Raw genomic sequence first — 26,950 nt, forward strand, 5'->3', positions numbered from 1 at the left:
TTGTCGGACGGCAACTGGCTCTTGTGAAGGTACCGAAATCCGACTCGTGATTTCCCTACTAAAGCGCCGGACCGCCGGTCAGCCGGGCCGGGTCGCCGGCGTGACCAGCGTGGCGCCGGCGGCCCGCAGCAACGTACGCACCATGTCCGGAAAGCCGAGGCTCGGGCGCCAGCCGGTCGCGGCGCGCAACCGGCTCGCGTCACCGGCCAGCGGGACGTCCGGCCTGGTGAGCACGGTGGCGTCCTCCTCGACGTGGTCCCGCCAGTCCAGCCCGGCCGCCGCGAACGCGATCGCCGCGAACTCGCCGACGCTGTGCCGTACGCCGGAGGCGACCACGAAGTCGTCCGGTTCCGAGAGGCCGAGGATCCGCCGCATGGCGTCCACGTAGTCCGGCGCGTACCCCCAGTCCGACCCGGCCGACAGGCTGCCGAGCACGAGCCGGGCGGTGTCGCCGCGCTGGATGCGTACCACTGCGTCCACGATCTTGCGGGACACGAAGCCCGAGCGACGGAGCGGGGACTCGTGGTTGTAGAGGATGCCGGCCGAGGCGAACACGCCACGCGCGCGGTAGTCGCGGCAGTGCAGCAGCCCGGCGGCCTTGCTGATGCCGTAGACCGAGGTCGGCCGCAGCGGTGTCGTCTCGTCCTGCATCGGCGTGTCCGGCACGCCGAAGACGTGCGAGGAGGCGGCGTAGAAGACTCGGGTGGCCGGGCTGTGCCGCTCGACCGCGTCGAGGAAGTGCACCACGGGGAACGTGTTGACCTCGTACGACCGGTGGCAGAGCCGTACCGGGTCGGTGACCGTGTCCTGCGCGGAGTGGTGCACCGCGGCCAGCAGGTACACCTCGTCCGGGCGTATGCCGGACACCAGCCCGGCCACGTCGTCCGGCCGGGTGATGTCGATCGTGCCGTGCCGGAGTACCGGCACCACCCTGTCGCCCCGCGCCCGCAGCGACTCGCTCAGCAGCACCCCGTCCTGGCCGCCGGCACCCACCACGACCGAGGTCCGCACGGTCATGTCCGCGCCCGGATCGGGAGTGGGGCGGTCTTTCGAACGGGTGGCCCGGATACCGTGCTGATGCGACCGAACATGGGATTGCCTCGCTCATTCTGATTGTTGTCCGGTAACCGACCGGAAGGCGATTCACCGGCCGCGGCGGGTAGGTCCCGGCAGTCGCGTGGATCGGCTTCGTGGCTGGTGGTGATGTCGGCGTTCCGCGTGTCCGTCCATGATGGGCAGATTGTCGAATGAATTCGCCTTGGCCGTCAATTTGCGGGTCTGGCGCGTTATGTGGCCGACGCCGCTGAGTATTCTGTCCAGCGCCTTCATGCCTGTCAATTCTTGTTCGCCGGTGTCGGTTGCCCTACTATCCAAAGCCAATGAGTTCTCCTGCGGCGCGGTCGCCGAGTGTTGTCTCGGCATTGCGAACGCTTACGATTTCCTGTGGAACCCGGTGCCGGGCGGGCGTGCCCGGATACCGCCACGTCCTCGCGACGCCGATGAGACTCCACCTTGCCGCCAGCCGACTCCCGTTCCGGCACGCGCCCCGGGCTCGCGAGCGGCACCACACCGTCCCGCCATGACCCCGAGAATCGGAGTTCGCCGTGAAGATCGAGGTTCTGACGCCGAGTTGCAATCTGGATACCGTCCGGGACGGCCGGGGTGGCATCTTCACCTGGGTGCCGCCGGAGCCGCTGCTGGAGTTCAACCTCATCTCGATGCACCCGGGCAAGGTCCGTGGCCTGCACTACCATCCGCACTTCGTGGAATATCTGCTGTTCGTCGACGGCGAGGGGGTGCTGGTCACCAAGGACGACCCCGACGACCCGGACTGCCCGGAGGAGTTCATCCACGTGGCCCGCGGCACCTGCACCCGTACACCGGTCGGGGTGATGCACGCGGTGTATGCGATCACCTCACTGTCCTTCGTGGCCATGCTGACCCGTCCGTGGGACGAGTGCGATCCGCCGATCGTGCAGGTCCAGCCGCTGCCGCACACGATCACGGTCGAGGGCTGAGGCGCCGGCCGGTCACCGGCGCGGACCGTGCTCCATCGTGTCCTGCCAGAGCGCGCGGAGTGCCTCCGGCAGCGTCCGGCGCGGCGCCCAGCCGAGCTGGTCACGCGCGGGCCGGAGATCGGCCAGCGTCCAGTCCTCGGTGGCGCCGGCCGGGTCCCGGGCCGGCAGCTCGCACACGGTGGCCGGCACGCCGCTGATCTCGGTGAGCATGGTGACCAGCGCGCGCACCGGCACCGACTCGCCGCGACCGATCGGGATCGGCGCGGTCACGCCGGGCACCCGGATCGCGGCCAGGACTGCCTCCGAGACGTCCCGCACGTCCACGTAGTCGCGCCGGGAGTCCAGCGCGGTCAGCTCGATCATCGCGTGCCCGCCGCGGTGTGCCGCGGTGGCCAGCGCACCGGCCACCAGACCGAGCAGGCTGGCCGGCGGCACGCCGGGACCGGTGACGTTCGCCAGACGCAGCACCACCGCGTCCACGGCCCCGGCCTCGGCCGCGGTCAGCACCGCCTCGGTCGCGGTCAGCTTGAACCGGTCGTACTCGCTGACGGATCGCGCCGCCCGCTGCGCGGAGCCGGGCGTGTCCGGCGCGGCGAGCCGGTACTCCAGCACCGAGCCGAGGTGCACGAATCGCGGTGCCTGCGAGGTCTCCGCCAGAGCCGCCAGGATGGCCTCGGTCGCCCCGACACAGCTGGCCTCCAGCCCGCGCCCGGACAGGCCCCACTTGCCGCCGGTGGCATTGACGACAGCCGCCGGGCGTTCTTCGGCCAGCGCCGCGGACAACTCGGCCCCGCCGGAGACGTCGACCGCGCGAAACCGGAACCCGGGCGTGGCCGCCGGGGCGCGCCGTGCCAGGACCAGCACGTCGCGGCCGGCGGCGACCAGGTCCTTGACCACCTGACGGCCCAGGAAACCGGTACCGCCGACCACCACGACACGGCCGTCGTTCACCCGTACCTCCTCGTCGGCTCGTGGCCTCCCAGCCGGACCGGCTCGCCCGGCCGCAGCGAGCGCGCCCGGCCCCGGACCTGGTCGACCAGCCTCGCCAGCGCCCTGGACTGCGATGCCCGGCCGGGAACCTCCCGGCCGGCGCGGACCGCGGTGACGAACTCGCGCAGAGTGGCGGCGACCTGATCGTCCTCGGGCAGCACCAGGTCGCTCGGCTCGTCGTGCCGGGTCAGCCGGACCGTCGGACGCCGGGACGCCGGCGGCGTGAAGGCCCGGTCGACGACGATCGAGCCGGTGCTGCCCCACAGCGTGTACTCGCAGCGGTACGCGTGCTGGAAGCCGAAGTCGAGCTGGGCGGTGCGCCCGTCCGGCGTGGCCAGCAGCACGCTGCCGGCCACGTCGACCCCGTGCTCCGGGTCGTCCGTGCGGGTCGCGGCGACCACCTGGAGATCCGGCCCGAGGAAGAGCCCTGCCACGCTCAGCGGGTACACCCCCGCGTCCAGCAGCGCGCCGCCGCCGAGATGCGGTTGGTACCGCACGTCACCGGGGTGCAGCGGCGGGAAGCCGAACACGCCGTGAACCGAGCGCAGCTGTCCGATCTCGCCGGAATCCACCAGCCTCGCCACGGTCGCGTGCAGGCCGTGTCGCAGGAACGTGAGGTTCTCGGTCAGCGTCAGCCCGCAGTCCTGCGCCAGGTCGAGCAGCTCGGCGGTGTCGCGGTAGCGGGTGGTCAGCGGCTTCTCGACGAGCGCGTGCCGGCCCCCGCGCAGGGCCCGTAGGGTCCATTCGTGATGCAGCCCGGCAGGCAGCGCGATGTAGACGGCGTCGAGGTCCGGGAACGCCAGCAGCGACCGGTAGTCGGGCACGGCCTCGCCGCCGAACTCGCCCGCGAACAGCTTGGCCCTGTCAGGGTCCCGGGCCGCGACCGCGACGAGCTCGGCGCCGGGCTCCCGCAGGAGCGCCGGAAGGGTACGGCGCCGGGCGATGTCCGCACAGCCGAGCAGGCCGATCCGGACCGGGCGTGCGACCGGGGCCGGTTCCGGCACGACGGTCACCACAGGCTGTGCAGGCAGGCCAGCAGGCTGCGGGCCTCGACGTTGACGTAGTAGCCGTGCCGTAGCAGCCGGGATAGCTGGTGCGCGGTCACCCAGCAGAACTCGTCCGGGACCTCGACCGGCACATCGTTACCCGCGTCCACCAGCAGATACCGGTTCTGCGAGCGGTAGAAGCGGCCGCCCTCCTCGGTCAGGACCGTGTCGTACAGGACGCGGTCGGCCGGTGCGTGCCGCACGTAGTCGAGGAACGCCGGCGCGCCGTCCGGATAGTTGCCCGGGTTGCACTGCACCGTGGGTCCCATCTCCATCGCGTCCAGCAGGCCCGCCTGGTACCGCGCGTGGACCAGCAGGTGCGCCACCCCGTCGATCTCCTTCACGACGAAGGCCACGATTCCCTTCCCGCTCGGGTAGAGGAGCGGCTGATGCCACTCGCTGACCTCCCGGTCGTCGGTCCGGACGCTGACGCCGATGATGCTGAAGTGCTTCTCGTCGTCGTGCGAGATCTCGTCGGGCGTGTGGTGCCAGCCGGGCAGCTCCCGCAGCGCCACCCGCCGTACCGCCAGCTCGTACCGGCTCTTGGCGGCGGTGAACCAGCTCAGCACGGCCTCTGCGCTGTGCAGCGGCGTACCGGCACCGTTGATGGACCGGATCAGCGCAGGGGCCGGGCCGGAGCCGGGCAGTTCCCGGTCGGCGGTGAAGAATCCGGGCGGCATGCAGGACAGCACCGTCCGGGTGTCCATGTTGACCAGACCGTCGACCCGCAGCAGGCCGCGCAGCTCTGCCAGCGGCATCCAGTAGTGCCCGTCCGTGGCGGCCACCGACTCGTCCACCAGGACGATCATGTTCCGATTGCGCTTGCGCAGGAACCAGGACCCCTGCTCGGACTGCAGCACGTCGGCCAGAACGGTGCCGGGGCCGGCCTCGGTGAAGTACTCGAGGTACTTCGTCCGGCTGCCCCGGTGCACGCGCGTGTAGTTGCTGCGGGTCGCCTGCACGGTCGGCGAGAGCTGGAACGTGTTGATGTTGCCCGGCTCCATCTTCGCCTGCACCAGCCCGTATGCAACGCCGTCCACGGTCTTGACCAGCAGCCCGAGGATGCCGATCTCCGGCTGGTTGATGATCGGCTGGCTCCACTCGCGGATCTGGCCGTACGAGGTCCGCACGTGCAGCCCTTCGATGGCGAAGAACCGGCCGCTGTCGTGGGTCAGGTTGCCGGTGGCGCCGTCGATCGACCACCCGGGCAGCTCGCCGAGCGGGGTGCGGGTCACCCAGCAGGTCGTGGAGCGAGTGCGGCCGGCGAACCAGGACCGGAACTCCTCGCCCGCCCCGGGCAGAAGGGTGGTGGCTGCGCCTTGCGTATCCAGTTCGGCCGAGGTCATCACGCTTTCCTTCGGTGGCTGGGGATGCGGGATCACCACAGCTCGGTCGGCTCGGTCGCGGGACCGGCGGCGATGTACCGGGGCATCCGTCAGTGAATGCGCCGTCGCAGGGGGAGTCAATTGCCGATTCGAGCCCCAGAGGAATGTGGCCCGTCGCCGTTGACGATACGCGACATCCCTGCGGTTCTCATCAATGGAGAATGGATTATAGGGAGGCCATTAGTAATCGGCTTCCGCGCTATTCTCCGGGTGGATCTCGATCCAATGGAAGCCGGTCGACGGCAGGGCCCCGATCTCGGCGATCCGCAGGCCCGCCTTGACGCACAGGCCGGCGAAGTCGTCTCGCGTCCGTTCCTGCCCCTGCCCGTTGACGAGCAGGTTCAGGTCGCTGAGGTACGTGGTGGGGCTCTCGCCGGCCGGCACGACGTCCGGCAGCAGGTGCTCGACGAGCAGGATCCGGCCGTGTGGCGCGGCATCGCGGGCGCAGTTGCGCAGGATCACCGCGGCCCGCTCGTCGTCCCAGCCGTGCGTCACGCTCTTGAGCAGGTACAGGTCGCCGCCGCCCGGGACCCCGGCGAAGAAGTCGCCGGTCTCGACCCGGCAGCGTGCGGTGAGCCCGGCCGCGTCCAGGGTCCGCGCCGTCGCGGCCACGCCGGACGGGCTGTCGTAGACCACGCCGTGCGGTCCGGGGTGGGCGGTCAGGATCGCGGCGAGCGTGGTCCCGTCGCCCCCGCCGACGTCGACGACGGTCCGGAAACGGCCGAAGTCGTACGCGCCGGCGAGCACCGTGGCGACCCCACGGCTGCCCTGGCTCATCGCCCGGTTATACATTTCGGACAGCTCCGGCCGGGCCGCCAGGTAGCCGAAGAAGTCGATGCCGAACGCCTCGTCGAAGGCCGGCCCGCCGGTGCGCACGCTGAACTCCAGGTTCTGCCAGGCGTGCGCCATCGTCGGGTCGGTCAGCATCCTGGCCAGCGGATACATCGACCCCTGCGCGTCGCCGCGCAGCAGAGCGCCGACCGGGGTGACCGTGAAGCAGCCGGGGCGGCTCTCGGCGAGCACGCCGAGCGCGGCGAGCCCGCGCAGCAGGCGGAGCACCGGCCCCTCCTGGAAGCCGTACTCCGCGGCGAGCCCGGCCGCGTCCCGCTCGCTGTCGCCGATCGCGTCGGGCAGCCGCAGCCGGACGGCGAGCGCGACCAGGTGCGTGGCCATCCCGCCGAACACCAGCCGTAGGACGGCTGCCCAGGGCGCGGCCGTGCCACTATCCACGGCCGAGTCCCACCCGGATCGCCCGCTCGACCGGTACGGGCTGCCCGTCCGTGCGATTCAGGTCGAACTCGCCGGCCAGCTGCAGCGACGGCTGCGCCATGAACCGGGGAGCGGTGCCGGTGTTGGTGATCGGGGTGTGCACCAGGAACGGGTGGCACAGGTAGGCATCGCCGGCCCGGCCGGTCGCCAGCGCGTGCGGCCGGTCGGCCCCTACGCTGCCGCAGTCGAGGTAGGTGCCCTCGGGACCGTACGGCGCGAGCAGCGGCGGCACGTCCAGGTGCGAGCCGGACCGGATCAGCGTGGGTGCGTCCTGCTCACCGGTGTCGGAGTAGAGCAGCAGTACCAGCAGGCCGCGACCGCGTGATGACACGTTGCAGCGGAAGACCTTGTCGTAGTCCGGCGGGACGAGCGCGAGCTCGCCCTCCCAGTCGCCGGCGCCGATCGTGGCCTCACCCTCCGGGCTGAGGAAGCTGGCATCGATGTGCCAGCCGTAGTCCTCCGCCTGCTCGGGCGCCCGGTCGGCCGGGAAACGCACGGGAAAGGTCCCGATCGCGTCCATCGGCAGCCACCGTCCGTGGCCGACGAGCTGGTCGTACGCCTCGGTGAGCACTGTGGTGTTGGCGCTCCGCACGAAGGCGTCGTCGCTGCGCACGCCGAGCCGGATGACCTCCCTGGTCCAGGTCGACCGGTCGCCGGGGTCCATGTCCAGCTGTTTCCAGAGCAGGTCGCGGCACTCGGCGGCAAGCTCGGTGGAGAACGCGTTCGGCACCCGGACGAAGCCGTCGGTGACGAAGCTTTCGATGTGCTCGGCGGTCAGCATGCGTGCCTCCTCATCGGACTCTGCCGACCGGTTATATCCCAACGGCAGTCGATGGAGGCGGGTTCCGGCCGAAGACTAGCGGTCTCCCCAGAAGCCGGTGTCAGGCGCGCTGGCGGGCGATCTCGTACAGCGTGATCGACGCGGCGACGGCCGCGTTGAACGAGCTCGCCGACCCGACCATCGGAATGCGGATGACGGCGTCGCAGTTCTGCGCCCAGAAGCTGCTCATCCCGCTGGTCTCGTTGCCGACCACGATCGCGGTCGGCCCGGTGAAGTCGTGGTCCCAGATGTCGGTCACCGCGTCCTCGCTCGTCCCGACCACGGTTGCCGTGCCGGTCGATCGCAGCCAGTCCAGCACCGCGGACGGGGTGTCCGCCCGCACGGCCGGCACGGCGAACAGCGACCCGCGGCTGGCCCGGACCGTCTTCGGGTCGTAGAGGTCGGTGGCCCGGCCCGCGACGACCACGCCGGCCGCGCCCAGCGCGTCGGCCGAGCGCAGCACCGAGCCGACGTTCCCAGGGCTGATCGGGCGGTCCAGCACGACCACGACGCCGTCGGACCCGGGCCGGATCCGGGTGAGGTCGTCCGGCGGGATCGCGACGACGGCGGCCAGCTCGGCGATGTCCTCGTCCTTCTCCGTGAGGTCGCGCAGTAGCTCGGGAGCGAGCCGGACCACCTCGTCGGCGACCTGACCGGCGACCAGGTCACGGGCCCAGTGCGACCGCAGGTTCCCCGCGTGTAGCAGTGCCCGGATCGGCCAGCCCCGTGCGACCGCCTCGTTGATCGGGCGCACGCCCTGCACCAGGAACTCGCCCAGACGGTGCCGCGTGTTCCGGTTGGTCAGCAGCGCCTCCCACTGCTGGAACCGGGCGTTGCGGCGCTCCACCCGGAGCTCCGGGTCACGGTTCCGCGAGTCATTCTTGATCTTGGGCATGGCTGGACTTCTCCCGTACCGGTGGCTTTCACCGCAGCGTAACAATCGTGGCGTCCGTCCGAAGAGGACGGACATGGTCAGCCGGTGAGCGTGACGATCGACGGGTGGGTGCCGAACAGGCTCAGCGGGCGCACGTCGCGCACCCGCAGTTCGGCCGCCTTGACGGCGGTGAGCTGCTCCTCCGCCTCGTGCAACAGGAGGACGGCCCGTCCACCGGCGGGCAGGACCCGGCGGATCTCCCGGTAGAGCCGGGCCGGCCGCCCGGCCAGCGTGCCTCGGGCGGGCACCTGCCGGTCCCACGGCGGGTTGCTCACCACCCGATCGATCCGGCCGGTGCCGATCGGCGGCCGGGCCGCGTCGCCGCGGAGCCAGGTCGCCCGGGTCTCGGTCAGCGCCGCGTTCGCCGTGGCCGCGGCGAGCGCGCGCGGGTCGTGGTCCACACCGATCAGCCGCGCCTCCGGGGCCTGGCCGGCGGCCTCGATGAGGATGGTGCCGGTTCCGCAGCAGGGGTCGAGCACGGTGTCCGCCGGCCGGAGGTCCGCCAGCAGGACCATGGCGGCGGCCAGTGGCGGGTGCAGCGTGCCCGGCGTCGAGGTTTGCTTGTAACTCCGGCGGTGCAGCGGCCGGTCGCCGGCGCGCAGGGCCAGCGCGGCCCGGGTGCCCTCGACCGTGACCCGGAACGACAGCGTGCCCTCCGGCGGGGCGTCACCACCACGTCGCGAGTGGTACGGCAGGCCGGTGGCGCGCGCCAGCTCGGCGCCGGCCGCGTCCTCGATGTCGTAGCGGTTGTAGTTGCGCTTGCCGAGGAACGACGCGGCGACGTCCACACCGGTCGCGGCCGCGCCGAAACCGAGGAGGCCGCGCTGCCGCAGCAGCTCGCCCGCGTCGGCCTCGCGGGCGGCCGTGGCGAATCGGGCCAGGTCAGCCTTGGTGTGCCCGACGTCGCTGATGGACGCGGCCAGCAGGAACAGGTCGTCGACGGTGCGAAGGTCCAGCAGGGCGGGATCGGCCTGGTCCGCGGTGAACCACACCTCGCGGTGCCGGCTGCGGGTGACCCGGCCGAGGCCGCGCCCGGTCACCTCCGTTGCGGCGACGTCCTCGAGCCCGCGCAGGGTCCTCGCCAGCAATCGCACCGCCACCGGCCGTATCCTCCCGTCGGCGGAAATCCATCTGGGAACCGCGCGATTTCTAGGTGAAATGCCACACCTGTTTCGTTCCGACCATCATAGAGTCGCGGTACGGCGCAATGAATTCCGGGCGGCCGAAGGCTGGGCCCGATGGTCGGACAATGACCGCGCCGATCGACGATGGTGATCGTCATTCTCTCGAGGAGACGACTTCGTGCGGACAACGGACATGTTCCTCGCCGGCATCGGGACGTTCATTCCACCGCGGGTCAGTGTCGAATGGGCGGTCGCGCGCGGCCTCTATCCGGCCGCGGACGCGGAGACGCACGAGCTCGGCGGCGTCGCCATCGCGGGTGACCTGCCCGCGCCCGAGATGGCGCTGCGGGCCGCACAGCAGGCGGTGAAGCGATGGGGCGGCTCCCCGGAGGAGTTCGACCTGCTGCTGTACGCCAGCACCTGGCACCAGGGGCCGGACGGCTGGCCGCCACAGTCCTACCTGCAACGACACCTGGTCGGCGGTGACCTGCTCGCGCTGGAGATCCGGCAGGGCTGCAACGGGCTGTTCAGCGCGATGGAGCTCGCCGCCGGTCACCTGGCCGCCGTCCCGGAGCGGACGAGCGCGCTGCTGGTCGCGGCGGACAACTACGGCACGCCGCTGATCGATCGCTGGTCGATGGGGCCCGGCTTCATCGGCGGCGACGCCGCCTCCGCGGTCGTGCTGACGAAGCAGCCGGGATTCGCCCGGCTGCGCTCGGTGTGCTCCCGGACGGCCACGGCCGCGGAGGCGCTGCACCGCGGCGACGAGCCGTTGTTCCCGCCGAGCATCACGGCCGGGCGTACCACCGACTTCAGCGCCCGGATCGGGCAGCAGTTCGCGACCCGCAGCCCGGCGTCCGTGGCCATGGCGGACATGCCGCAGTGGACGGTGGAGCTGGTCGACCGGGCACTGGGCGAAGCCGGCATCGGCATCCGCGACATCACCCGGGTGGCTTTCATGAACTACTCCCGCGAGGTGGTCGAGCATCGGGTGATGGCCATGTGGGACCTGCCCCTGTCGCGGTCGACCTGGGAGTACGGCCGGGGGATCGGGCACTGCGGCGCCAGCGACCCGATTCTGTCGTTCGACCACCTGCTCCGCGGCGGCGAGCTGCGCCCCGGCGATCACATGCTGATGCTCGGCACCGCGCCGGGCGTCGTGGTGTCCTGCGCGATCATCGAGGTTCTCGAGTCACCGTCCTGGGCGGGCTGACCGGCCGGCGGTCCCGGTGCGGCTGTCCACCATCGTTCTACGGGTGCCACGCCTTCCAAGATCAAGGCGTCCCTCCAGTCGTTCTGACGGCTGGAGGGACGCCCCGATCATCGGCAGGTTCGGGATAGTTCACTAGCGTTCGAGGTTGCGGTACCGGCGGATCGAGAGCGGCACGAAGACCAGCATGATCACCGCGGGCCAGGCGAACGCCAGCAGCATCGCATGCTGGGCCGCCCAGGAGTCGCCGACCACGCCGGGGTTGCCGAACAGCTCCCGGCAGGCCGCCACCGTCGCGGAGACCGGGTTCCACTCCGCGATCGCGCCGAGCCACGGCGGCATCTGTGTGGGCGACACGAACGTGTTGGCCAGCATGGTCAGCGGCAGCAGCGGCACGTAACCCGCGCCGACCGCCTCCACCGGCAGGATCAGCCCGAAGAAGATGCCGGCCCAGACCAGCGCGAACCGGAACAGCAGCAGCAGGCCGAGCGCGCCGAGCGCGGGCCCGAGGCCGTGATGGAAGCGCCAGCCGACCAGCAGCGCGCAGACGACCAGGATGATCAGCTCGAACACCGAGGTGACCAGGTCGGCGACGCAGCGGCCGAGCGCCACGCCGGTCTGGGCCATCGGCATCGTCCGGAACCGGTCGGTCATCCCCTTCGCCGTGGCCGAGCTGGTGACCATCATCGTGGTGATGATCCCGAACATCATGGTCTGGCCGAACAGGCCCGGCATCAGGAACTCGCGGTACGATCCGCCGCCGGCCACCACCATGGCGCTGCCGAAGACGAAGCCGAACACCACGGTCATCACCGGATACATCAGGCACTGGGTGATCAGCCCGGGGTTGCGCCGCCAGTGGAACAGGTTGGTGCGGCCGACCACCCAGCCGTCGGTCAGTGCCCACCGCAGCCGGTCCAGCGGGTTCGTGGGCCGGGGCGGCACCGTGATCATCGTCGTGGCCGTCATGCGGCCGCCCGTCCCACGTCCGCGCCGTGCCCGGTCACGCTGAGGAACACGTCGTCCAGCGTCGGCCTGCGCACCGCCACGTCCTCGACCTCGACCTCGTTGTCGTGCAGCCAGCGCATGACGTCGTGCAGCGTGGTGACCTGGTCGCGTACGGGCACGCTGATCCGCGACGCCGCCGCGTCGACCTCCGGCTCCGCGCCCACCACGCGGGCCAGGCCACGCGCGGTCCGTGCGACCGCGCCGTCGCCGCCCAGCACCACGTCGATCCGGTGGCCGCCGATCCTCGACTTGAGCTCGTCCGGCGTACCCTGAGCGATCATCCGGCCGTGGTCCAGTACGGCGATCTGGCTCGCCAGCCGGTCGGCCTCCTCCAGGTACTGCGTGGTGAGCAGCACGGTGGTGCCCTGCGCGGCCATCGACGCGACGACCTGCCAGACCTCGTTGCGGCTGTGCGGGTCCAGCGCGGTGGTCGGCTCGTCCAGGAACAGCACCTGCGGCCGGAGCAGGAAACCCACCGCGAGGTCGAGCCGGCGGCGCATCCCGCCGGAGTACTGCCTGACCATGCGGGTGGCCGCGTCGGCCAGGCCGAACTGCTCCAGCAGCTCGTCGGCCCGGCGCCGCGCGGTCCGTACCCCGATGTGGTAAAGCCTTCCCCAGGTCTCCAGGTTCTCCCGGCCGGTCAGGATGTCGTCGACCGTGGTCCGCTGGCCGGTGACGCCGATCCGGCGGCGCACCTCGTCCGGGTCCCGGGTCACGTCGATGCCGCCGACGAGCGCGGTGCCCGAGTCCGGGCGGGTCAGCGTGCTCAGGATCCGTACCGCGGTGGTCTTGCCCGCGCCGTTGGGACCGAGCAGGCCGCAGACCGCGCCCGGCGGGACGACAAGGTCGACGCCGTCCAGGGCGGTGACGTCGCCGTAGCGCTTGCTCAGTCCGGCCATGACGATGGCCGCGCCGTCGCGCGCCGCCGTGACGGCCTCACCGGCGGCGGGGTCCGGGGCCGGCGACCACCGGTCGATCACGTTCTCGGTCACTGACTTCCTCTCTGGTACGGCCGGGCTCAGACGCCGGCCGTTGCCCGGTGCGGCGGCTCGGCGTCGGGCAGCACCGGCGGTGCCCCCTCGACCAGGCGGCCGAGCGCGGCCAGTTCGGCCTCGTCGAGCCGCACGTCGAGTGCCCGCACACTGTCCTCGACGTGCTCGGGCAACTGGGCGCCGAAGATCGGGATCACGCCGCCCGGCTGGTGCAGCACCCAGGCGAGCGCGAGCTGGGCCACGCTGATGCCCCGGTCGGCGGCGATCGCGGAGAGCCGGTCCACCGCGGTCACCACCGCGGCGAGCCGCTCGCCCCGGAAGATCGGGGAGTAGGCGCGCCAGTCGTCGAGCGCGAACGCGTGACCCGGCCGCAGCGCGCCGGTCAGCAGCCCGTGGGCCAGCGAGGCCCAGCCCATCACGGGGACGCCCGCCGCCCGGCAGTGCGGCAGGATCTCCCGCTCGACCCCGCGGGCCAGCAGGCTGTACGGGACCTGGGCGACGGCCGCCGGACCGAACTCGTCCATCTGCGCGGCCGTGAAGTTGGAGACACCGGTCCGGCGGACCAGTCCCTCCTCGACGAAGCCGGCGAGCACGCCCGCGGTCTCGGCCGGCGGGATGGTCGGGTCCGGCCAGTGCACCAGGAACAGGTCCACGTAATCGGTGCCCAGCGCGCGCAGACTGGCCACCAGGCCGGAACGGAGGACATCCGGGTCGCAGTCGCGCACCACGGAGTTCCCCTGGATCCGCAGCCCGCCCTTGGTCACGATGACCAGCTCCGAGCGATGGGTACGGATCAGGTCGCCGAGCCCGCGGGCGAGCGCGGCCTCCGCGGTGCCATCACCGTAGGCGCGGGCGGTGTCGAAGAGGTTCACCCCGAGGTCGAACGCGCGGCGGACCGCGCGTACCGCGGGCTCGATCGCCCCGCCCCACTGCCCGCTGAGCGGCCAGGTGCCCAGGCAGAGCCGGGACACCTGGGGACCGCCGGAGCCGAGTAGCAGACGGTTCACGCCGAGGGCTTCTCGTCGCGCCGCAGGATCAGGTAGCAGACCCCGTCCTCGTTGACGAACTCGTCGAGCAGCGGCGTCAGGCCGGCCTCGACCGCTATCGCCGCGATCACGTCCACGTTGTGGAAGGAGAGGAAGCCCTTGAACTCGATCGGGTTCGCCGCCAGGTAGCGCTCCGCGTAGAAGTGGAAGAAGCTGCGGGTCGAGTCGCCGAGGTCGAGGAAGTTCACGCCGAAGTGGCCGCCGGGCCGCAGGACCCGGGCGATCTGGCGGAAGTAGTGGAAGAACTCGAACACGTTCAGGTGGATGAAGACGTTCAGGGAGAACCCGCCGTCGAACGCCGCCGACGGCAGCTTCGCCAGGTAGTCGTTCTCGATGTGGTGGTAGTCGACGTTGGCGTGCTCCCGGCAGGTAACCCGCGCCTTGTCCAGGAACGAGCGGCTGACGTCTGTGCACAACATTTGTCCCACCCGTGGCGCGAGGACGCCGGCCATCACCCCCTCGCCGCTGCCGATCTCGAAGACCGACGACTCCGGGGTGAGCCGGAGCCGGTCGGCGATCCAGTTCGCCCGGTCGACGCGGTCCTGGAGGTACTCGTCGCGGGGCTGGGTACCGGCGAGCTGGATCTGCATCTCGTCCGGCGTGTTCCACTCCCAGACCAGGTTGAGGTCGCCCATGCTGCGCAGCGGCGGCTTGGGCGTGGCGGTCGGCGTGTCCTGTGCGTTGCTCATCGAACCTCGCTCACGGTGTCCCCGGTGATTTCCCTACGGTGCTGGTCCGGACCGGCGACCAGGCCGGCGACGTCGCCGGGGGTCAGCTCGCCGGTCCGGGCCAGCGTGACGAGCAGGTCGGCGACCTGCGCGGCAGTCGGTGCGCCGGCCACCGACGCGCGCAGCTCGGCCGCGCGGCGCCGGTACCTGTGGTCGAACAGCATTTCGGCGATCGCCTTGTCGATCTCCTCGGCGCTGATCATGAGACCGGGCAGCGTCTTGGTCGCGCCCTGCGGGTCGAGCCGCCTGCCGTAGATCTGGCCGTCGTAGTTCAGGGCCAGGGACAGCTGCGGTACGCCGGTGACGATGCCGTTCATCAGGCAGTTCGCGCTGCCGTGGTGGATGAGCAGGTCGCAGTCGGGCAGGATCAGCTCGAGCGGGCAGTTGCGCAGCACCCGGACGTTCTGCGGCAGCGAGCCCATCGCGTCCACCTCGGACAGCGCGGCGGTGAGCACTACCTCCGTGGCCAGCTGGGCCGCGGTCTCCACCGCCCGGCGCAGCGCGGGCAGCCGCTCGCCGAACACGCCGGTGGCCGAGTTGCCCCACACCACGCAGACGCGCTTGCCCCGGATCGGGCCGAGCAGCCACGGGTCGACGTCCTGATTGCCGTTGTACGGGTGGTACCGGACGGGGATCCGCAGCGCGTCACCCATCGGTGGCACGGCGGCGTCCGGCGACGGGTCGACCGCGTACCGGATGTCGCGCCGGGTCCAGTCCACGCCGTACTTCTCGAAGCAGGACAGCGGATCCCCGGCCATCAGGTTGAGGCCCGGCTCGGTCTCCACGGTGCCGATGAACCCGGGGCCGTAGTAGACGCTCGGCACGTTGTTCAGCACCCCGACCAGCGCGCCCTCGATCGCCATGATGTCGTGCACCACCAGGTCGGGGCGCCACGAGGCGGCGAAGTCGACGGCGTTGTCGAAGCTGCGCTGGACCGCGGTGATGGTCTTCTTCCAGAAGTCGCTGAGCGTGCCGGTGTCGAAGTCGCGGACCGAGCTGAGCGCCTCGCCGGTGAACGGGTGCAGCGGCAGCGGCATCTCACCGCTCTGCGGCGGCGTGTTGATCGCCAGAGACCAGTAGGCCAGCCGCGCGCTCTCCATCATGTCGGCCGCGTCGAGTACCGAGACCGGCATCAGCCCGGTCGAGATGACGCCCTGCACCTGCTGCGGCGGGCAGGCCACCCGGACGTCGTGGCCGGCCGCCCGGAACGCCCAGGCCAGCGGCACCATGCACATGTAGTGTCCGGCCCAGTTGGACACGGTGAACAGAATTCGCAACGGAATCTCCCCTCGCGCCGCGCCGGCGCGTACCGCGGACGGCCGGTCAGGACGCCCCTTCGTCAACGAGGCTGACCGGGTCGAGCGAGTTCATGAACGAGCGCAGCGCGCCGAGGTGCCCCGCGGGCTTGTCCCAGCCCAGCTCGGCACACCAGGTGATCAGATCGGTCAGCTCCTCGGTCGCGCGCGCCTTCTCGTCGGCTGGCAGGTTGGCCACGGAGAAGTCCGCCGGCCACTGCACGACGTTGGCCAGGTCCACCTCCAGGCCCTCGGCGCGCGCGAACTCGAGCACGTTGCGCAGGTCCCACAGGTTGTGCCGCTGCGGCGACACCTGGAGCCAGATGTCCACCTCGGTCCGGAGCAGGCGCAGGTTGGCCACGAAGTCGGCCCATTTGCCGCCGGTCCGGATGTACTCGAAGACCTCGCCGACGCCGTCGCAGGAGGCCCCGATCCCGACGCTCTTGAAGTGCGGGAAGAGCTTCATCGCCCGTTCCGGGGAGACGGTCAGGTTCGAGTTGTACGCGATGTCGACGTTGCCCGCGTTCCCGGTCTCCACCAGCAGTTCGAGCATGGCGAAGTGGCCGGGTTGCAGGAACGGCTCGCCGCCGGCGAAGTAGAGCCGGCGGATCAGGTGCGCGTTCTCCCGGAGCGCGGCCCACAGCTCCTCGTCCGCGCGGTAGGGGTCGATCACCGCGGACGACCACTTCGGGCGCTGTTTGGCGCCCCAGGACGAGCTCACCGGGTATGTGCACATGACGCACCGCAGGTTGCAGGTGTTGCCGAACCGGATGTCGAGGAAGAACGGGAACTCCTCGACGGAGCCGTCCGCCGCGGTGCGGGCGGCCAGCGCCTCCAGGTCGAACTCCTGCGTGAACCGGCGGTTGACGTTCTGCCGGTAGGACTGGGCGCCGTGGTCCTCGCGGAAGTAGCAGTACTGGCAGGCGGCCACGCGCTCGCCGTTCAGCATGGCGAGCCGGGTCCGCTTCATGTTCGGGCTGTTGAACGCCGCCTCCAGACCCATCACCCGGTCCGGGTTGTCCTTGGCGTACCGAGAACCGGGCGAGCAGCCGATCGCGTCGTCGTTCAGCGCGAACACCGGCTCCTCGCGCTCGTCGTAGAGCGCGTTGTGGTACATCGAGTCGTCGACGCAGCACCGGCCGTAGACGCCGTCGATGGAGGCGCAGAGATGGATCCACGGGAGTACGCAGGCGGTCTGCGCGGCCGACTCGGCCGGAGGCCCGTGCCGGCCGGACCGGTCGCCCACCGGGTCCCGCTCGTCGCTCACCATCGCCAGTGGTCCGTGTGCGCGAACCGCAGCGTGTCGATCTCCGGCCGGTCGGGCCAGCGCCGGAGCGTCTCGGCGGGCCGGTAGTCGAACGGCTCCTCGTCCGCGAACCGCGGGTCGTCCGCCCGCATGCGGACGCAGGTGCGCAGCACCTGCTGCTTGAGGCCGATGTAGTCCTCGGTGTGCGGGCCCAGCTGCCACTCCACCTCGGCCGGCCGGTACTCGAAGTAGATGACCCGGCGCTGTTTCCCGACCACCGCGGGGGCACCGTGCAGGGTGAGGATGTTGTGCAGCAGCAGGTCCCCCGGCTGCATCACGGCCGGGATCGCGCCGGTGGTGTCCCACTCGGTGGCATTGAGGCGGTCGGCGGTCGCGGTGACCCGCTGGTCATCCCAGTAGTTCGACTCCGGGATGCACCAGACGCAGTTGTCCTCGGGGGCGGGGTCGAGGTAAATGCCGGCGTCGATGACCCGGCCCATGCCGGTGACGCCGACCGCGTGGTCGTACAGTCCGGCGTCGCGGTGCCAGGGGAGCCGCGGCGCGCCGGCCGGCGTCTTGAACACCATGCTGTCCCAGGTCGGGATCAGGTTGGGGCCGACCAGCTGCTCCATGATCTGCAGGAGGAGCGGGTGACCGGCCAGCATCGCGATCTGCCGGGACTTGTCCACCACGTACTCGATCCGCACCGGCGCGGCGCCCGGCTGGTCGGGCTCCAGGGTCCAGACGGTGTCGTCCAGGGAGCGGGCCGACCACGCCTGGTCGATGAGCGTGCGGCCGGCCTCCTGGACGTCGGCCAGCTCCTGCGGGGTGAGCAGCCCGCGCACGGCCAGCACACCCTGCCGGCGGAACGCGGTGACGTGCTCGGGCAACAGGCCGGTGTGCCGGATGTCGCACACCGCGACCCGGGCCGCGACGGGCGTCTCGGTGACGGAGTTCATCGGTCGGAACCCTTCTGTTCGTCGGTCGTGGATCCGGCGGGGCGGTCCGCGACGAAGTACCAGTCCCGCTGCAGCGCCGCGGTGAGCGCGGCACGGTCCAGCGCGGGCTCGCCGGCCAGCCAGGCCGGCAGTGTGAACACCCGGTATCCCAGGTCGTCGACCAGCAGCGACCACAGGTCGTCCGTGGTGGTGCCGTACTCGCGCATGACCGGGTCGCCGCCGTGCTCGAAAACGATCACCGGCCCGTCGCGCCGCAGCAGGCCGGCCGCACCGCGCAGGGCCACGACCTCGCCGCCCTCCACGTCGATCTTGATCAGGTCGACACCCAGATCCGCGGGGACGACGTCGTCCAGGCGTACCGTCTCCACGGTGATCTCGCGCAGGTTCTCGTCCGGCCGGTCATACGGGCGCCGCCGCAGGCCGCTGTAGCCGGGGTTGGACACGACGTGCACGAAGGCCCGCGGTCCCGAGGTGTCGGCGGCCGCCGCCCTGACCAGGGTGACCGACGGCAGCCGGGCCGCCAGCTCGTCCGCGAGAGCGGGCAGCGGCTCCACCGCGAAGTGGGTGCCGCGGGGCGCCACCCGCACCAGGTGCCGGGTGATCTCGCCGACGCCCGCGCCGAGATCGACGGTGACCGCGGCCGGCCCGCAGACCCGCTCGATGATCTCGACGGTGAGCCGGTCGTAGTCGTCGTTGCGCCGGGTGGCGTCGGCCAGCTGCTGCTCGCTCACGCCGACCGGGTCCGTCCGATGCCGAGCCGGGGGTTCGTCATCAGGTACAGGCCGGTCTCCGGGTCGAACAGCTCCATGCCGTCGACCCTGTTGAGAGCCTCGCTGACCGGTGCTTTCGGGACGCCGGCCTCCGCCATCCGGCGGGCCTGCTCGGCCGCGACGAACAGCTGGCCGACCGAGTTGCCCTCGTCGGACCTCGGCATCTGCGGCGGTACGTTGCGGCCGGCCATGGCGTCCCCGACGTCCGCGAGCCCGGCGATCAGCTGGGCGAACGCCTTGGCGCCGTCAACCCGCTCGTAACCGGTCCCGCTCTCGCTCTCGCCGACCAGCCGGTCGGCCAGGGCGAAGTAGTTGGCCTTGCCGGCCTGCTGCTGGTAGACGGCCGCGACCAGCGTGAACAGTCGCTCGAAGGCGTTCCGGTAGAGCGTCTCGTAGAACCCTGCGGCCTGCTCCTCGGTGACGTCCCCGTTGATGATCGCCAGGATCGACGCGGACGCGAGCAGGCCACTGTAGAACGCCAGGTGCACGCCGGTCGACAGCAGCGGGTCCAGGAAGCACGCGCTGTCGCCCGCGGCGAAGTAGCCGGGGCCGCAGAAGCTGTCGGAGACGTACGAGAAGTCCTGCTCGACGCGGACGCCCGGCTGATACGTCCCGCTCGCCATCAGGTCACGCACGGTCGGGGACTCCTCGACCAGCGCGGCCAGCATGGCCTCCAGGGACTCGTGCCCCTTACGGCGCTCCAGGAACCGTGTCTGGTGGCAGACGAACCCCACGCTGAAGCGGTTGTCGCGCAGCGGGATCACCCAGTACCAGCCGTCCGGCGCGCCGATCACGTTGATCCCGCCCTGAGGCGAGCTGGGCAGCAGCTCCCCGCCGTCCCAGTAGCCCCAGATGGCGACGTTCTTGAAGGTGTCGTTGGACCGCCGGTGCTTGAAGTGCCGCGCCGGGATCAGGCCGGCCCGGCCGGACGCGTCCACCACGAAGTCGAACGTGCCGGTCTGCCGCTCGCCGGTGCGGGGCTCGGTCCACTCCGCGCCCACCGCGCGGTCGCCGTCGAAGAGCACCCGCTTGACCTCGGCACCCTCGATCACGGTGGCGCCCTGCTTGGCGGCGTTGGTCAGCAGCACCTGGTCGAAGTCGTCCCGGTCCACCTGCCAGGACCGCACGCCGGGGCCGAAGATCTCGGTCCAGTCGATGGCCCAGTCCTCTTTGCCCCACCGCAGCAGCACACCGTTCTTCTCGGTGTAGCCGCGGGCGTCGATCTCCTCCAGGGCGCCGACGAAGTCGACGATGGTCCGGCACGAGGAGGCGATGGATTCGCCGATGTGGTACCGGGGGAAGGTCTCCTTCTCCAGGAGGGTGACCGACAGCCCTGCACGCGCGAGCAGCGCCGCGGCGGTCGAACCAGCGGGACCACCACCGATGACCAATACAGTGCTGACCATGAGGCTCCCATCGATGGTGACTCTGTCGTGACATTGGCGAACCTCACCGTACGGCGGATCAAAAAGGGCATTCAACGAATCCGGTGATGGTCTAGTGGGAGCGCTAGACAGGCCGTGCGGACGCGGTCATGACTGGGGTTTTCCCGGGTCGTGCCGCCCTACAGTCGACGAGGTTCCCGTCCGCGCTGGCGAAGAAGGGGCGTGCCTGTGACGACCGCGCCGGATCGATCCCGTCACCTCTACCGACAGATGCGCCTGATCCGAGAGTTCGAGGAGCACTGCCTCGAGAAGGCCCTCGCCGGGACGATCGTCGGTGGCATCCATCCCTATATCGGGCAGGAGGCCGTCGCGGTCGGCGTCAGCGCGTGCCTGCGGGCGGACGACGTCATCACCAGCACCCACCGCGGGCACGGGCACGTGCTCGCCAAGGGCGCGGACCCGGCGCGGGCGCTGGCCGAGCTGTACGGCGCCAGCACCGGCCTGAACCGAGGGCGCGGCGGATCGATGCACGCCGCCGACGTGAGCCTGGGCATCTACGGCGCCAACGGGATCGTGGGCGCGGGCGCGCCGATCGCGGTGGGTGCGGCCTGGGCGGCCCGGCGCGCGGGACGGGACGACCGGGTGGCCGTGGCGTTCTTCGGCGACGGCGCACTCAGCCAGGGCGTGGTCCTGGAGGCCTTCAACATGGCCGCGCTGTGGTCGCTGCCGGTGCTCTTCGTCTGCGAGAACAACGGCTACGCCACCAGCCTGCCGGTCGATCGCGGCCTGGCCGGCGACCCGGTGACCCGCGCGGCCGGCTTCGGCCTGACCGCGGAGGCGGTGGACGGGATGGACGTGGAGGCCGTGGCGGAGGCGGCCGGCCGGGCGGTGGACGCCTGCCGGGCCGGTGCGGGACCGCACTTCCTCGAGTGTGCGACCTACCGGTTCCACGGTCACCACACCGTGGAACACCTGATGGGCACCAAGTACCGCGACGACGACGAGGTGGCCGGCGCGTGGTCACGCGACCCGCTGACCCGGCAGCGAGACCGGCTCACGCCGGAGGCCGCCGCCGAGGTCGACACCGAGATCGCCGTGCTGATCGCCGAGGCGGAGGCGTTCGCCAGTTCCAGCCCGGGGTCCGACCCGGGCGATGCCCTGGACTACCTCTACGCCGGCCTGGTGCCGGCGCGACCGGGAGCGTGAGCAGATGCCCAGCCTTTCCTACGTTGCGGCCGTGAACCGGGCGCTGCGCGACGAGATGGCCCGTGACGAGCGGGTGTGCGTCCTCGGCGAGGACGTGAGCCAGGGCATCACCGGCCTCACCAAGGGCCTGGCCGCGGTGTACGGCACCGATCGGGTCGTGGACATGCCGCTGTCCGAGCAGGCGTTCACCAGCCTGGCCACCGGGGCCGCGATCGCCGGTCAGCGGCCGGTCGTGGAGTTCCAGATCCCGTCGCTGCTCTACCTGGTGTTCGAGCAGATCGCGAACCAGGCGCACAAGTTCTCGCTGATGACCGGTGGTCAGGCCGCGGTCCCGGTCACCTACCTCTTCCCCGGATCCGGGTCCCGGTCCGGCATGGCCGGGCAGCACTCCGACCATCCGTACAGCCTGCTCGCGCACGTGGGCATCAAGACCGCGGTGCCGTCAACGCCGAGCGATGCCTACGGCTTGCTGCTGTCCGCGATCCGGGAGCCGGACCCGGTCGCCGTGTTCGCGCCGACGCTGCTGATGGGCGCCTCGGAGGAGATCGACGACGATGACCTCGAGGCCGTGCCGCTGGGCAGCGCCCGGGTGTGCCGCGAGGGTACGGACGTCACCGTGGTCGCGGTCGGGCACCTGGTCCCGGTCGCGCTCCAGGTCGCCGAAGGGATGGCAGGGGAGGCGTCGGTCGAGGTCATCGACCCGCGCACGGTCTATCCGGTCGACTGGGAGACGCTCGGCAAGTCGATCACCCGGACCGGCCGGCTGGTGGTGATCGACGACTCGAACAGGATGTGCGGTTTCGGGGCCGAGATTGTGGCGACCGCGGTCGAGGAGTTCGGTCTGACGGTGCCGCCGGTACGACTCTCCCGGCCGGACGGGGCGGTGATCCCGTACGCGCTGAACCTGGACCACGCGCTGCTGCCTGACGGGCGCGGGCTCGCCGGCGCGATCCGTGCGGTGCTGCGGTAGCCGCGGCGGGAGTGGACGCGATGACAGCGGAACGCCCCCGAGTGGCGACGATCACGGTGACCACCAACGAGTCCGGCTGGCTGCGCCGCTGCTTCGCGGCGCTGACAGGCAGCGACACCGAGGGCTTCGACCTGGACGTGCATCTGGTCGACAACGCCTCGACGGACGGCGGCGCGGAGATGGTCGCCGGGGAGTTCCCCGGCGTGCGGATCACCCGCAACCCGGCGAACCTCGGGTTCACCGGCGCCAACAACGTGGGCATCCGGGCCGCGCTCGCTGACGGCGCGGACTACATCTTCCTCGTCAACCCGGACACCTGGGTCCCGCCCCGGCTGATCCGGGCGATGGTCGAGTTCGCGGAGCGGTGGCCGGAGTACGGCATCATCGGCCCGCTGCAGTACCGCTACGACCCCGGCTCGACCGAGCTGCGCGAGTTCAACGACTGGACCAGCACCGCGCTGTGGCTGGGCGAGCAGCACGCATTCGCGGGCGACCGGCTGGATCATCCGTCCCCCGCCGGCAGTCCGGCCGGCCGCGCCCCCCGGACGTTGGAGCACGCCTACGTCCAGGGGGCAGCCCTGTTCGCACGCGCGGCGACGCTGCACGCGACCGGCATCCTGGACGAGGTCTTCCACACCTACTACGAGGAGGTGGACCTGTGCCGGCGGGCCCGGTGGGCGGGCTGGCGGGTCGCGCTGCTGCTCGACGAGGGCATCCAGCACCACGGCGGTGGCGGCGCGGCCACGCGCAGCACATACACCCGGGTGCACATGCGGCGCAACCGCTACTACTGCCTGCTCACCGACGTGGACTGGAGCCCGGTCAAGGCGGCCCGCCTCGCCACCCGCTGGCTGGTGGCGGACCTGCGCGGCCGGAGCGTGGTCGGACGGATCCCGCCGATGACCGGGGCCCGGGAGACCGTGGCGGCGCTGCGCTGGCTGGCCGGCCAGGCACCGACGATCGTGGCACGCCGGCAGCGCCATCGCGGCCTGCGTGCGGCCCGCCCGGCCGTACGAGCGGAGGTGGTGTCATGACCGGCCCCCGCGTCCTGATCTCCGGCAACTTCCACTGGAACGCCGGATTCAGTCACACCGTGGCCGGCTATGTCCGGGCCGCCGGCGAGGCCGGCTGCGAGGTCCGGATCAGCGGCCCGCTGTCCCGGATGGACGGCGAGGTGCCCCGCCTGCTTCCGGTCGAGCCGGATCCGGGCTGGGGCACGCATCTGGTGGTCATGTTCGAGGCCCGGCAGTTCCTGACACCGGAGCAGATCGAGCTGGCCGGCACGTTTCCCCGGTCTCGCCGCCTGGTTATCGACTTCGATCTGCACGGCGCGGACGAGCAGCCGGAGCTGGGGGTGGACGGCACCGCGGGACGGTACACCGCCGAGAGCTGGCGCACGCTGTACGGCGCGCTGAGCGATCTGGTGCTGCAGCCGAGGATCGCCGGCAAGATGCCGCCGGGCGTGGAGTTCTTCCAGTGCTACGGCATGCCGGAGACCGTGCGGCGCCCGTTGGAACTCGGCCCGGAACGGGACTACGACCTGCAGTACATCGGCAGCAACTGGTGGCGGTGGAAGCCGCTGGCCGAGCTGGTGGAGGCGGCGGCGATGCTGGACCCGGTACCGCGCTTCCGGGTCTGCGGACGTTTCTGGGACGGCGGCACCGTCTCTCCCGGATTCGAGGACGCGACCGCGAACGAGCCGGGCTGGCTGGCCGAGCGCGGCGTCGAGGTCTGCCCGCCGGTGCCGTTCGGACAGGTCGTCCCGGAGATGGGCCGGTCGCTGATCTCGCCGATCCTGGTCCGTCCGCTGGTCGCGGGCACGAGCCTGCTGACGCCGCGCATGTTCGAGACGCTGGCGTCCGGCAGCCTGCCGGTGCTGTCCGCCGACGCGGAGTTCCTCGCCGAGGTCTACGGCGACGAGAGCGAGCACCTGCTGCTCGGCGTGGACCAGTCCGCGACCCTGGCCCGCCTGATCACGGACTTCGACCGGTACGCCGGGATCGTCGGCCGGATCCAGGACCGGGTGCGGGCACGGTACAGCTACCCCCAGGTACTGCGGGACCTGCTGGCCTTCTTCGGCTAGGGCGTTTACCGGCACCTGCCGGTGATCGGGGCGTCCCTCACGTCGATGGAACGACGTGAGGGACGCCCCGACCTCGGAGGCGCGGCACCAGCCGCGGGCCGGTGCCACCGGCCCCGCCCACGATCACCGACGCGCGGAACCGGGGCACCCCGGCCGGGGTGCCCCGGTGGCCCGTCACGTCCAGGTGCGGCCGGCGAGCACGTCGTGGTAGATCGCCTCGAACTCCTTGGCCAGCACGACGTGGTCCCACTGCTCCAGCGCTGCGGCCCGGACCGCGTGCGGCGCGGGCAGCCCGGCCACCACGCCGAGGGCCTGCTCACGGGTGAACGCCGAGCCCTCGGGCACGACGGTGCCGACGTGCGGCACGATCTCGGCCAGGCAGCCGTTGGGCGAGCCGATGACGGGCGTACCGCAGGCCGCGGCCTCCGACACCACGGTCGAGCCGGGCTCGCACCAGACCACGCCCCACGGCCCCATCGTGCTCTGCGACAGCACCACCATGGCGGTGGCCCGGGAGATCAGGTCGAGCCGCCGTTCCGCACCCACCTCGCCGACGACGTCGACGGTGTCCCCGAAGTCCCGCAGGATCCGGGCCAGGTAGTCCTCCTCCCAGGACGGTCCCGCCACGACGAGCCGACGCCCGGCGGCGGCGGCGAAGGCAGCGGCCTCGTAGGCGCCCTTCCACTCCGAGATCCGGCCGAGGTAGAGCAGGTAGTCGTCCTTCTCGGCGCGGAACGTGTACCGCGCCGGGTTCACCGAGATGCGCACCACCGGAGCGACCTCGTTCCCGGCCTGGGCACGCTGCGCGTAGGAGGCGTACACACAGTTGCGCGGGTACTTCGGCCGGCCGGTCAGGTGGTGGGTGGACAGGTACGCCAGGCCCTCGGGGAGCCGGTCCGGGTCGATCTGCCCGCAGGAGAAGTCGTGCACGATGTCGACCGTGGAGGCGCCGGGGCCGTTCAGCCAGGCGTGCATGTCCTCGATCTCCCCGGCGTCGACCACGGTGACCGCGGGTGAGGCCGGGATGGTGCCCGGCCCGCCGAGCAGGGATACCTCGTGGCCGAGCGCCAGCAGGCCGTCCAACTGGTTGGACACCACCCAGTGGATGCCGGCGTACCCTTGCGGCGGGACCGTGATCCAGCGGCTCTGGTCGGTCGGCAGCCGCAGCGCCATGGTCACCAGTGCGACGCGCATGTGTCCCTCATTCTTCCGTGCCGCGGTGGGGTGCCGGCAGATCGCCCATCGGATCGTGCCGCGGCCGCCACGCGGCGTTCGCCTGCTCCGTGTTGCTGCCCTTCTCGACGAACGCGAGATTGTGGTAGAGATGCAGCCCGGTGACGTGCCGGTCCGCGTACGACGGGTGGTGGGCGTGCTCGTGGATGCGGTCGCGGTGGTGCAGGCCGTCGACGAGCGTCTTCAGGAAGCCCACCGACGTGGCGGGGTCGGCCAGGTCGGTGCCGTTCCCGCCCCACTCCGGCCAGTACGACGTGTGCAGGTCCTCGACGACGTACATGCCGCCCGCGCGCACGTGCGGGAAGAGCGCCTGGAACGCGGTGATCACGTGGCTGCTGACGTGGCTGCCGTCGTCGATCACGATGTCGAACGGGCCGTACCGCCGGGCCAGGCCGTCCAGGAACTCCGGATCGGCCTGGTCGCCACGGACCGTGGCGAGCCGCGGCTCGTCCAGCACCGACTTGTCGTAGACGTCGAGCCCGTACACCAGGCCGCGGCTGAAGTAGTGCTTCCACATGCGCAGCGAGGCCCCGCCGGCGTCCGGTTCGTGGTAGCCGCCGATGCCGATCTCCAGCACGGTGACCGGCTGGTCGCGGAAGCCGCCCAGGTGCCGCTCGTAGTGCGGCGTGTACCAGTGCCCGCCCCACTTGTCCGAGCCGAACAGCAACGCCAGCGAGGTCAGGTCGCCACGGTACGGCTCGCAGGCCGCGAGCACCTGGTGAGCCGCCCGGGTCGCCTCGTCCCGCTGCACCATCCACGGATCGTCGGGCTTGTACTCCACCGGGCCGGGCTCGTCCTTCACGGTCACCTCGCGGCCGCTGCCGGTCCACGGCCCGGCCGGACCGAACACGTCCCGGACGAGCGCCTCGAGGTCGTACCGGACGTGCACCCACGGATCGTCGATCCGGCCCGGCCGGGCCCGGGAGCCGTTCGGGCCGGCCGTCACCAGATACGGCACCTGCCCGCCGGCCGGGACGTCGACCTCGAACATGACGGTCACCGGCGTCCGTGGTCCCGGGTGGAGGGTCGTGCGTCCGGCCACCTCGGCCAGGGCCGTGGCCACGACGGCACCCGGGTCCTCGCCGGCGAGCAGCGCGCCGGAGCCGGGTCCGCCGGCCGCGGCGATCAGACGCCGGACGAACGGGTCCGTCATGCGGCCCTCCGCGGGTGCGCGCCACGGATGCGTGCGGCGAACGTCGGCATGCTTGTCTCCTTAGCTGGCTGACGGGTCGG

General features: G+C 71.4%; 25 protein-coding genes. 6 read left to right on the plus strand and 19 right to left on the minus strand.

Annotation, left to right across the window (positions count from 1 at the left end; translation table 11 throughout):
• Positions 1-78: 78 nt before the first annotated feature.
• Positions 79-1,017, minus strand: a complete 939-nt coding sequence (locus OP04_RS02685) for a GDP-mannose 4,6-dehydratase (protein WP_033337735.1) — start codon at positions 1,015-1,017, stop codon at positions 79-81.
• A 587-nt stretch (positions 1,018-1,604) separates the two neighbouring features.
• Between OP04_RS02685 and OP04_RS02690 the strand changes: the two genes are divergently transcribed.
• Positions 1,605-2,018, plus strand: coding sequence for a cupin domain-containing protein (locus OP04_RS02690; RefSeq protein ID WP_033337736.1), 414 nt, complete (start codon positions 1,605-1,607; stop codon positions 2,016-2,018).
• Between the two features lie 12 nt (positions 2,019-2,030).
• On the opposite strand, the gene OP04_RS02695 is transcribed toward OP04_RS02690, so the two are convergent.
• The 7 genes from OP04_RS02695 to OP04_RS02725 form a co-directional block, all read right to left on the minus strand.
• Positions 2,031-2,969 (minus strand): NAD-dependent epimerase/dehydratase family protein, encoded by a 939-nt coding sequence (locus tag OP04_RS02695; RefSeq protein WP_033337737.1) that lies wholly within the window; start codon positions 2,967-2,969, stop codon positions 2,031-2,033.
• Positions 2,966-4,012, minus strand: a complete 1,047-nt coding sequence (locus OP04_RS02700; RefSeq protein WP_051797054.1) for a Gfo/Idh/MocA family protein — start codon at positions 4,010-4,012, stop codon at positions 2,966-2,968. Before OP04_RS02700 ends, OP04_RS02695 begins: the two co-directional genes overlap by 4 nt.
• Before the next feature lie 5 nt (positions 4,013-4,017).
• On the minus strand, positions 4,018-5,385 hold the full coding sequence (locus tag OP04_RS02705; protein WP_051797055.1) for an NDP-hexose 2,3-dehydratase family protein: 1,368 nt from the start codon (positions 5,383-5,385) through the stop codon (positions 4,018-4,020).
• A gap of 234 nt (positions 5,386-5,619) precedes the next feature.
• Entirely contained in the window at positions 5,620-6,669 is a 1,050-nt protein-coding gene (locus OP04_RS02710) for a methyltransferase (RefSeq protein ID WP_051796977.1), read from the minus strand.
• The gene (locus OP04_RS02715) at positions 6,662-7,489 is read right to left on the minus strand and encodes a 2OG-Fe(II) oxygenase family protein (RefSeq protein WP_033337739.1); all 828 of its coding nucleotides are present in this window, start codon (positions 7,487-7,489) and stop codon (positions 6,662-6,664) included. Before OP04_RS02715 ends, OP04_RS02710 begins: the two co-directional genes overlap by 8 nt.
• A 100-nt stretch (positions 7,490-7,589) precedes the next feature.
• Positions 7,590-8,423, minus strand: a complete 834-nt coding sequence (locus OP04_RS02720; protein WP_051796978.1) for a TrmH family RNA methyltransferase — start codon at positions 8,421-8,423, stop codon at positions 7,590-7,592.
• Positions 8,424-8,500: 77 nt separating this feature from the next.
• Positions 8,501-9,562, minus strand: coding sequence for a methyltransferase domain-containing protein (locus OP04_RS02725; protein WP_198153663.1), 1,062 nt, complete (start codon positions 9,560-9,562; stop codon positions 8,501-8,503).
• A gap of 202 nt (positions 9,563-9,764) precedes the next feature.
• Between OP04_RS02725 and OP04_RS02730 the strand changes: the two genes are divergently transcribed.
• Entirely contained in the window at positions 9,765-10,799 is a 1,035-nt protein-coding gene (locus tag OP04_RS02730; protein WP_033337740.1) for a ketoacyl-ACP synthase III family protein, read from the plus strand.
• Between the two features lie 132 nt (positions 10,800-10,931).
• On the opposite strand, the gene OP04_RS02735 is transcribed toward OP04_RS02730, so the two are convergent.
• From OP04_RS02735 to OP04_RS02775, 9 genes are all read right to left on the minus strand, one after another.
• Complete coding sequence (locus tag OP04_RS02735) at positions 10,932-11,765, minus strand: ABC transporter permease (protein WP_232323440.1); 834 nt, start codon at positions 11,763-11,765, stop codon at positions 10,932-10,934.
• Entirely contained in the window at positions 11,762-12,703 is a 942-nt protein-coding gene (locus tag OP04_RS02740; protein ID WP_033338075.1) for a daunorubicin resistance protein DrrA family ABC transporter ATP-binding protein, read from the minus strand. Before OP04_RS02740 ends, OP04_RS02735 begins: the two co-directional genes overlap by 4 nt.
• Positions 12,704-12,822: 119 nt before the next feature.
• Positions 12,823-13,803, minus strand: coding sequence for an aldo/keto reductase (locus OP04_RS02745; protein WP_033337741.1), 981 nt, complete (start codon positions 13,801-13,803; stop codon positions 12,823-12,825).
• Positions 13,800-14,531: a class I SAM-dependent methyltransferase gene (locus OP04_RS02750; RefSeq protein ID WP_051796979.1), complete on the minus strand. Its 732-nt coding sequence runs from the start codon at positions 14,529-14,531 to the stop codon at positions 13,800-13,802. Before OP04_RS02750 ends, OP04_RS02745 begins: the two co-directional genes overlap by 4 nt.
• Positions 14,528-15,847, minus strand: coding sequence for a nucleotide disphospho-sugar-binding domain-containing protein (locus OP04_RS02755; RefSeq protein ID WP_198153664.1), 1,320 nt, complete (start codon positions 15,845-15,847; stop codon positions 14,528-14,530). Before OP04_RS02755 ends, OP04_RS02750 begins: the two co-directional genes overlap by 4 nt.
• Before the next feature lie 46 nt (positions 15,848-15,893).
• Positions 15,894-17,135: a twitch domain-containing radical SAM protein gene (locus tag OP04_RS02760; RefSeq protein WP_085066158.1), complete on the minus strand. Its 1,242-nt coding sequence runs from the start codon at positions 17,133-17,135 to the stop codon at positions 15,894-15,896.
• Positions 17,129-18,070, minus strand: coding sequence for a phytanoyl-CoA dioxygenase family protein (locus tag OP04_RS02765; RefSeq protein WP_033337742.1), 942 nt, complete (start codon positions 18,068-18,070; stop codon positions 17,129-17,131). Before OP04_RS02765 ends, OP04_RS02760 begins: the two co-directional genes overlap by 7 nt.
• Entirely contained in the window at positions 18,067-18,801 is a 735-nt protein-coding gene (locus OP04_RS02770; protein WP_232323441.1) for an FkbM family methyltransferase, read from the minus strand. Before OP04_RS02770 ends, OP04_RS02765 begins: the two co-directional genes overlap by 4 nt.
• Positions 18,798-20,246, minus strand: a complete 1,449-nt coding sequence (locus OP04_RS02775; protein WP_033337743.1) for an NAD(P)/FAD-dependent oxidoreductase — start codon at positions 20,244-20,246, stop codon at positions 18,798-18,800. The genes OP04_RS02770 and OP04_RS02775 overlap by 4 nt, the downstream gene beginning before the upstream one ends.
• A 249-nt stretch (positions 20,247-20,495) precedes the next feature.
• Here OP04_RS02775 and OP04_RS02780 point away from each other — a divergent pair, with 249 nt between their 5' ends.
• Genes OP04_RS02780 through OP04_RS02795 form a run of 4 tightly spaced genes read left to right on the plus strand, consistent with a single transcriptional unit; the run spans position 20,496 to position 24,484 of the window.
• Positions 20,496-21,431 carry a thiamine pyrophosphate-dependent dehydrogenase E1 component subunit alpha gene (locus OP04_RS02780; protein WP_051796981.1) on the plus strand — a complete coding sequence of 312 codons (936 nt, stop codon included), beginning with the start codon at positions 20,496-20,498 and terminating at the stop codon, positions 21,429-21,431.
• 4 nt (positions 21,432-21,435) lie between these two features.
• Positions 21,436-22,401 carry an alpha-ketoacid dehydrogenase subunit beta gene (locus tag OP04_RS02785; RefSeq protein ID WP_033337745.1) on the plus strand — a complete coding sequence of 322 codons (966 nt, stop codon included), beginning with the start codon at positions 21,436-21,438 and terminating at the stop codon, positions 22,399-22,401.
• Between the two features lie 20 nt (positions 22,402-22,421).
• Complete coding sequence (locus OP04_RS02790; RefSeq protein WP_033338080.1) at positions 22,422-23,435, plus strand: glycosyltransferase family 2 protein; 1,014 nt, start codon at positions 22,422-22,424, stop codon at positions 23,433-23,435.
• Positions 23,432-24,484: a glycosyltransferase family protein gene (locus OP04_RS02795; protein WP_157239152.1), complete on the plus strand. Its 1,053-nt coding sequence runs from the start codon at positions 23,432-23,434 to the stop codon at positions 24,482-24,484. Before OP04_RS02790 ends, OP04_RS02795 begins: the two co-directional genes overlap by 4 nt.
• Before the next feature lie 174 nt (positions 24,485-24,658).
• Here the strand turns inward: OP04_RS02795 and OP04_RS02800 are convergent, their stop codons facing one another.
• Both OP04_RS02800 and OP04_RS02805 read right to left on the minus strand, forming a co-directional pair.
• Positions 24,659-25,678 carry a glycosyltransferase gene (locus OP04_RS02800; RefSeq protein ID WP_033337746.1) on the minus strand — a complete coding sequence of 340 codons (1,020 nt, stop codon included), beginning with the start codon at positions 25,676-25,678 and terminating at the stop codon, positions 24,659-24,661.
• A 7-nt stretch (positions 25,679-25,685) separates the two neighbouring features.
• Positions 25,686-26,870 (minus strand): hypothetical protein, encoded by a 1,185-nt coding sequence (locus tag OP04_RS02805; RefSeq protein ID WP_051796982.1) that lies wholly within the window; start codon positions 26,868-26,870, stop codon positions 25,686-25,688.
• Between the last annotated feature and the right edge of the window lie 80 nt (positions 26,871-26,950).

This window comes from Catenuloplanes japonicus (assembly GCF_000717135.1).
In the GTDB taxonomy this organism is placed as follows: domain Bacteria; phylum Actinomycetota; class Actinomycetes; order Mycobacteriales; family Micromonosporaceae; genus Catenuloplanes; species Catenuloplanes japonicus.

Excerpts from the sequence above, each read along its gene's own strand:
- OP04_RS02685 (WP_033337735.1), bottom strand. The coding sequence starts at position 1,017 with ATGACCGTGCGGACCTCGGTCGTGGTGGGTGCCGGCGGCCAGGACGGG.
- OP04_RS02715 (WP_033337739.1), bottom strand. The coding sequence starts at position 7,489 with ATGCTGACCGCCGAGCACATCGAAAGCTTCGTCACCGACGGCTTCGTC.
- OP04_RS02720 (WP_051796978.1), bottom strand. The coding sequence starts at position 8,423 with ATGCCCAAGATCAAGAATGACTCGCGGAACCGTGACCCGGAGCTCCGG.
- OP04_RS02735 (WP_232323440.1), bottom strand. The coding sequence starts at position 11,765 with ATGACGGCCACGACGATGATCACGGTGCCGCCCCGGCCCACGAACCCG.
- OP04_RS02740 (WP_033338075.1), bottom strand. The coding sequence starts at position 12,703 with ATGGCCGGACTGAGCAAGCGCTACGGCGACGTCACCGCCCTGGACGGC.
- OP04_RS02750 (WP_051796979.1), bottom strand. The coding sequence starts at position 14,531 with ATGAGCAACGCACAGGACACGCCGACCGCCACGCCCAAGCCGCCGCTG.
- OP04_RS02760 (WP_085066158.1), bottom strand. The coding sequence starts at position 17,135 with ATGGTGAGCGACGAGCGGGACCCGGTGGGCGACCGGTCCGGCCGGCAC.
- OP04_RS02765 (WP_033337742.1), bottom strand. The coding sequence starts at position 18,070 with ATGAACTCCGTCACCGAGACGCCCGTCGCGGCCCGGGTCGCGGTGTGC.
- OP04_RS02775 (WP_033337743.1), bottom strand. The coding sequence starts at position 20,246 with ATGGTCAGCACTGTATTGGTCATCGGTGGTGGTCCCGCTGGTTCGACC.
- OP04_RS02780 (WP_051796981.1), top strand. The coding sequence starts at position 20,496 with ATGCGCCTGATCCGAGAGTTCGAGGAGCACTGCCTCGAGAAGGCCCTC.
- OP04_RS02785 (WP_033337745.1), top strand. The coding sequence starts at position 21,436 with ATGCCCAGCCTTTCCTACGTTGCGGCCGTGAACCGGGCGCTGCGCGAC.
- OP04_RS02790 (WP_033338080.1), top strand. The coding sequence starts at position 22,422 with ATGACAGCGGAACGCCCCCGAGTGGCGACGATCACGGTGACCACCAAC.
- OP04_RS02795 (WP_157239152.1), top strand. The coding sequence starts at position 23,432 with ATGACCGGCCCCCGCGTCCTGATCTCCGGCAACTTCCACTGGAACGCC.
- OP04_RS02800 (WP_033337746.1), bottom strand. The coding sequence starts at position 25,678 with ATGCGCGTCGCACTGGTGACCATGGCGCTGCGGCTGCCGACCGACCAG.
- OP04_RS02805 (WP_051796982.1), bottom strand. The coding sequence starts at position 26,870 with ATGACGGACCCGTTCGTCCGGCGTCTGATCGCCGCGGCCGGCGGACCC.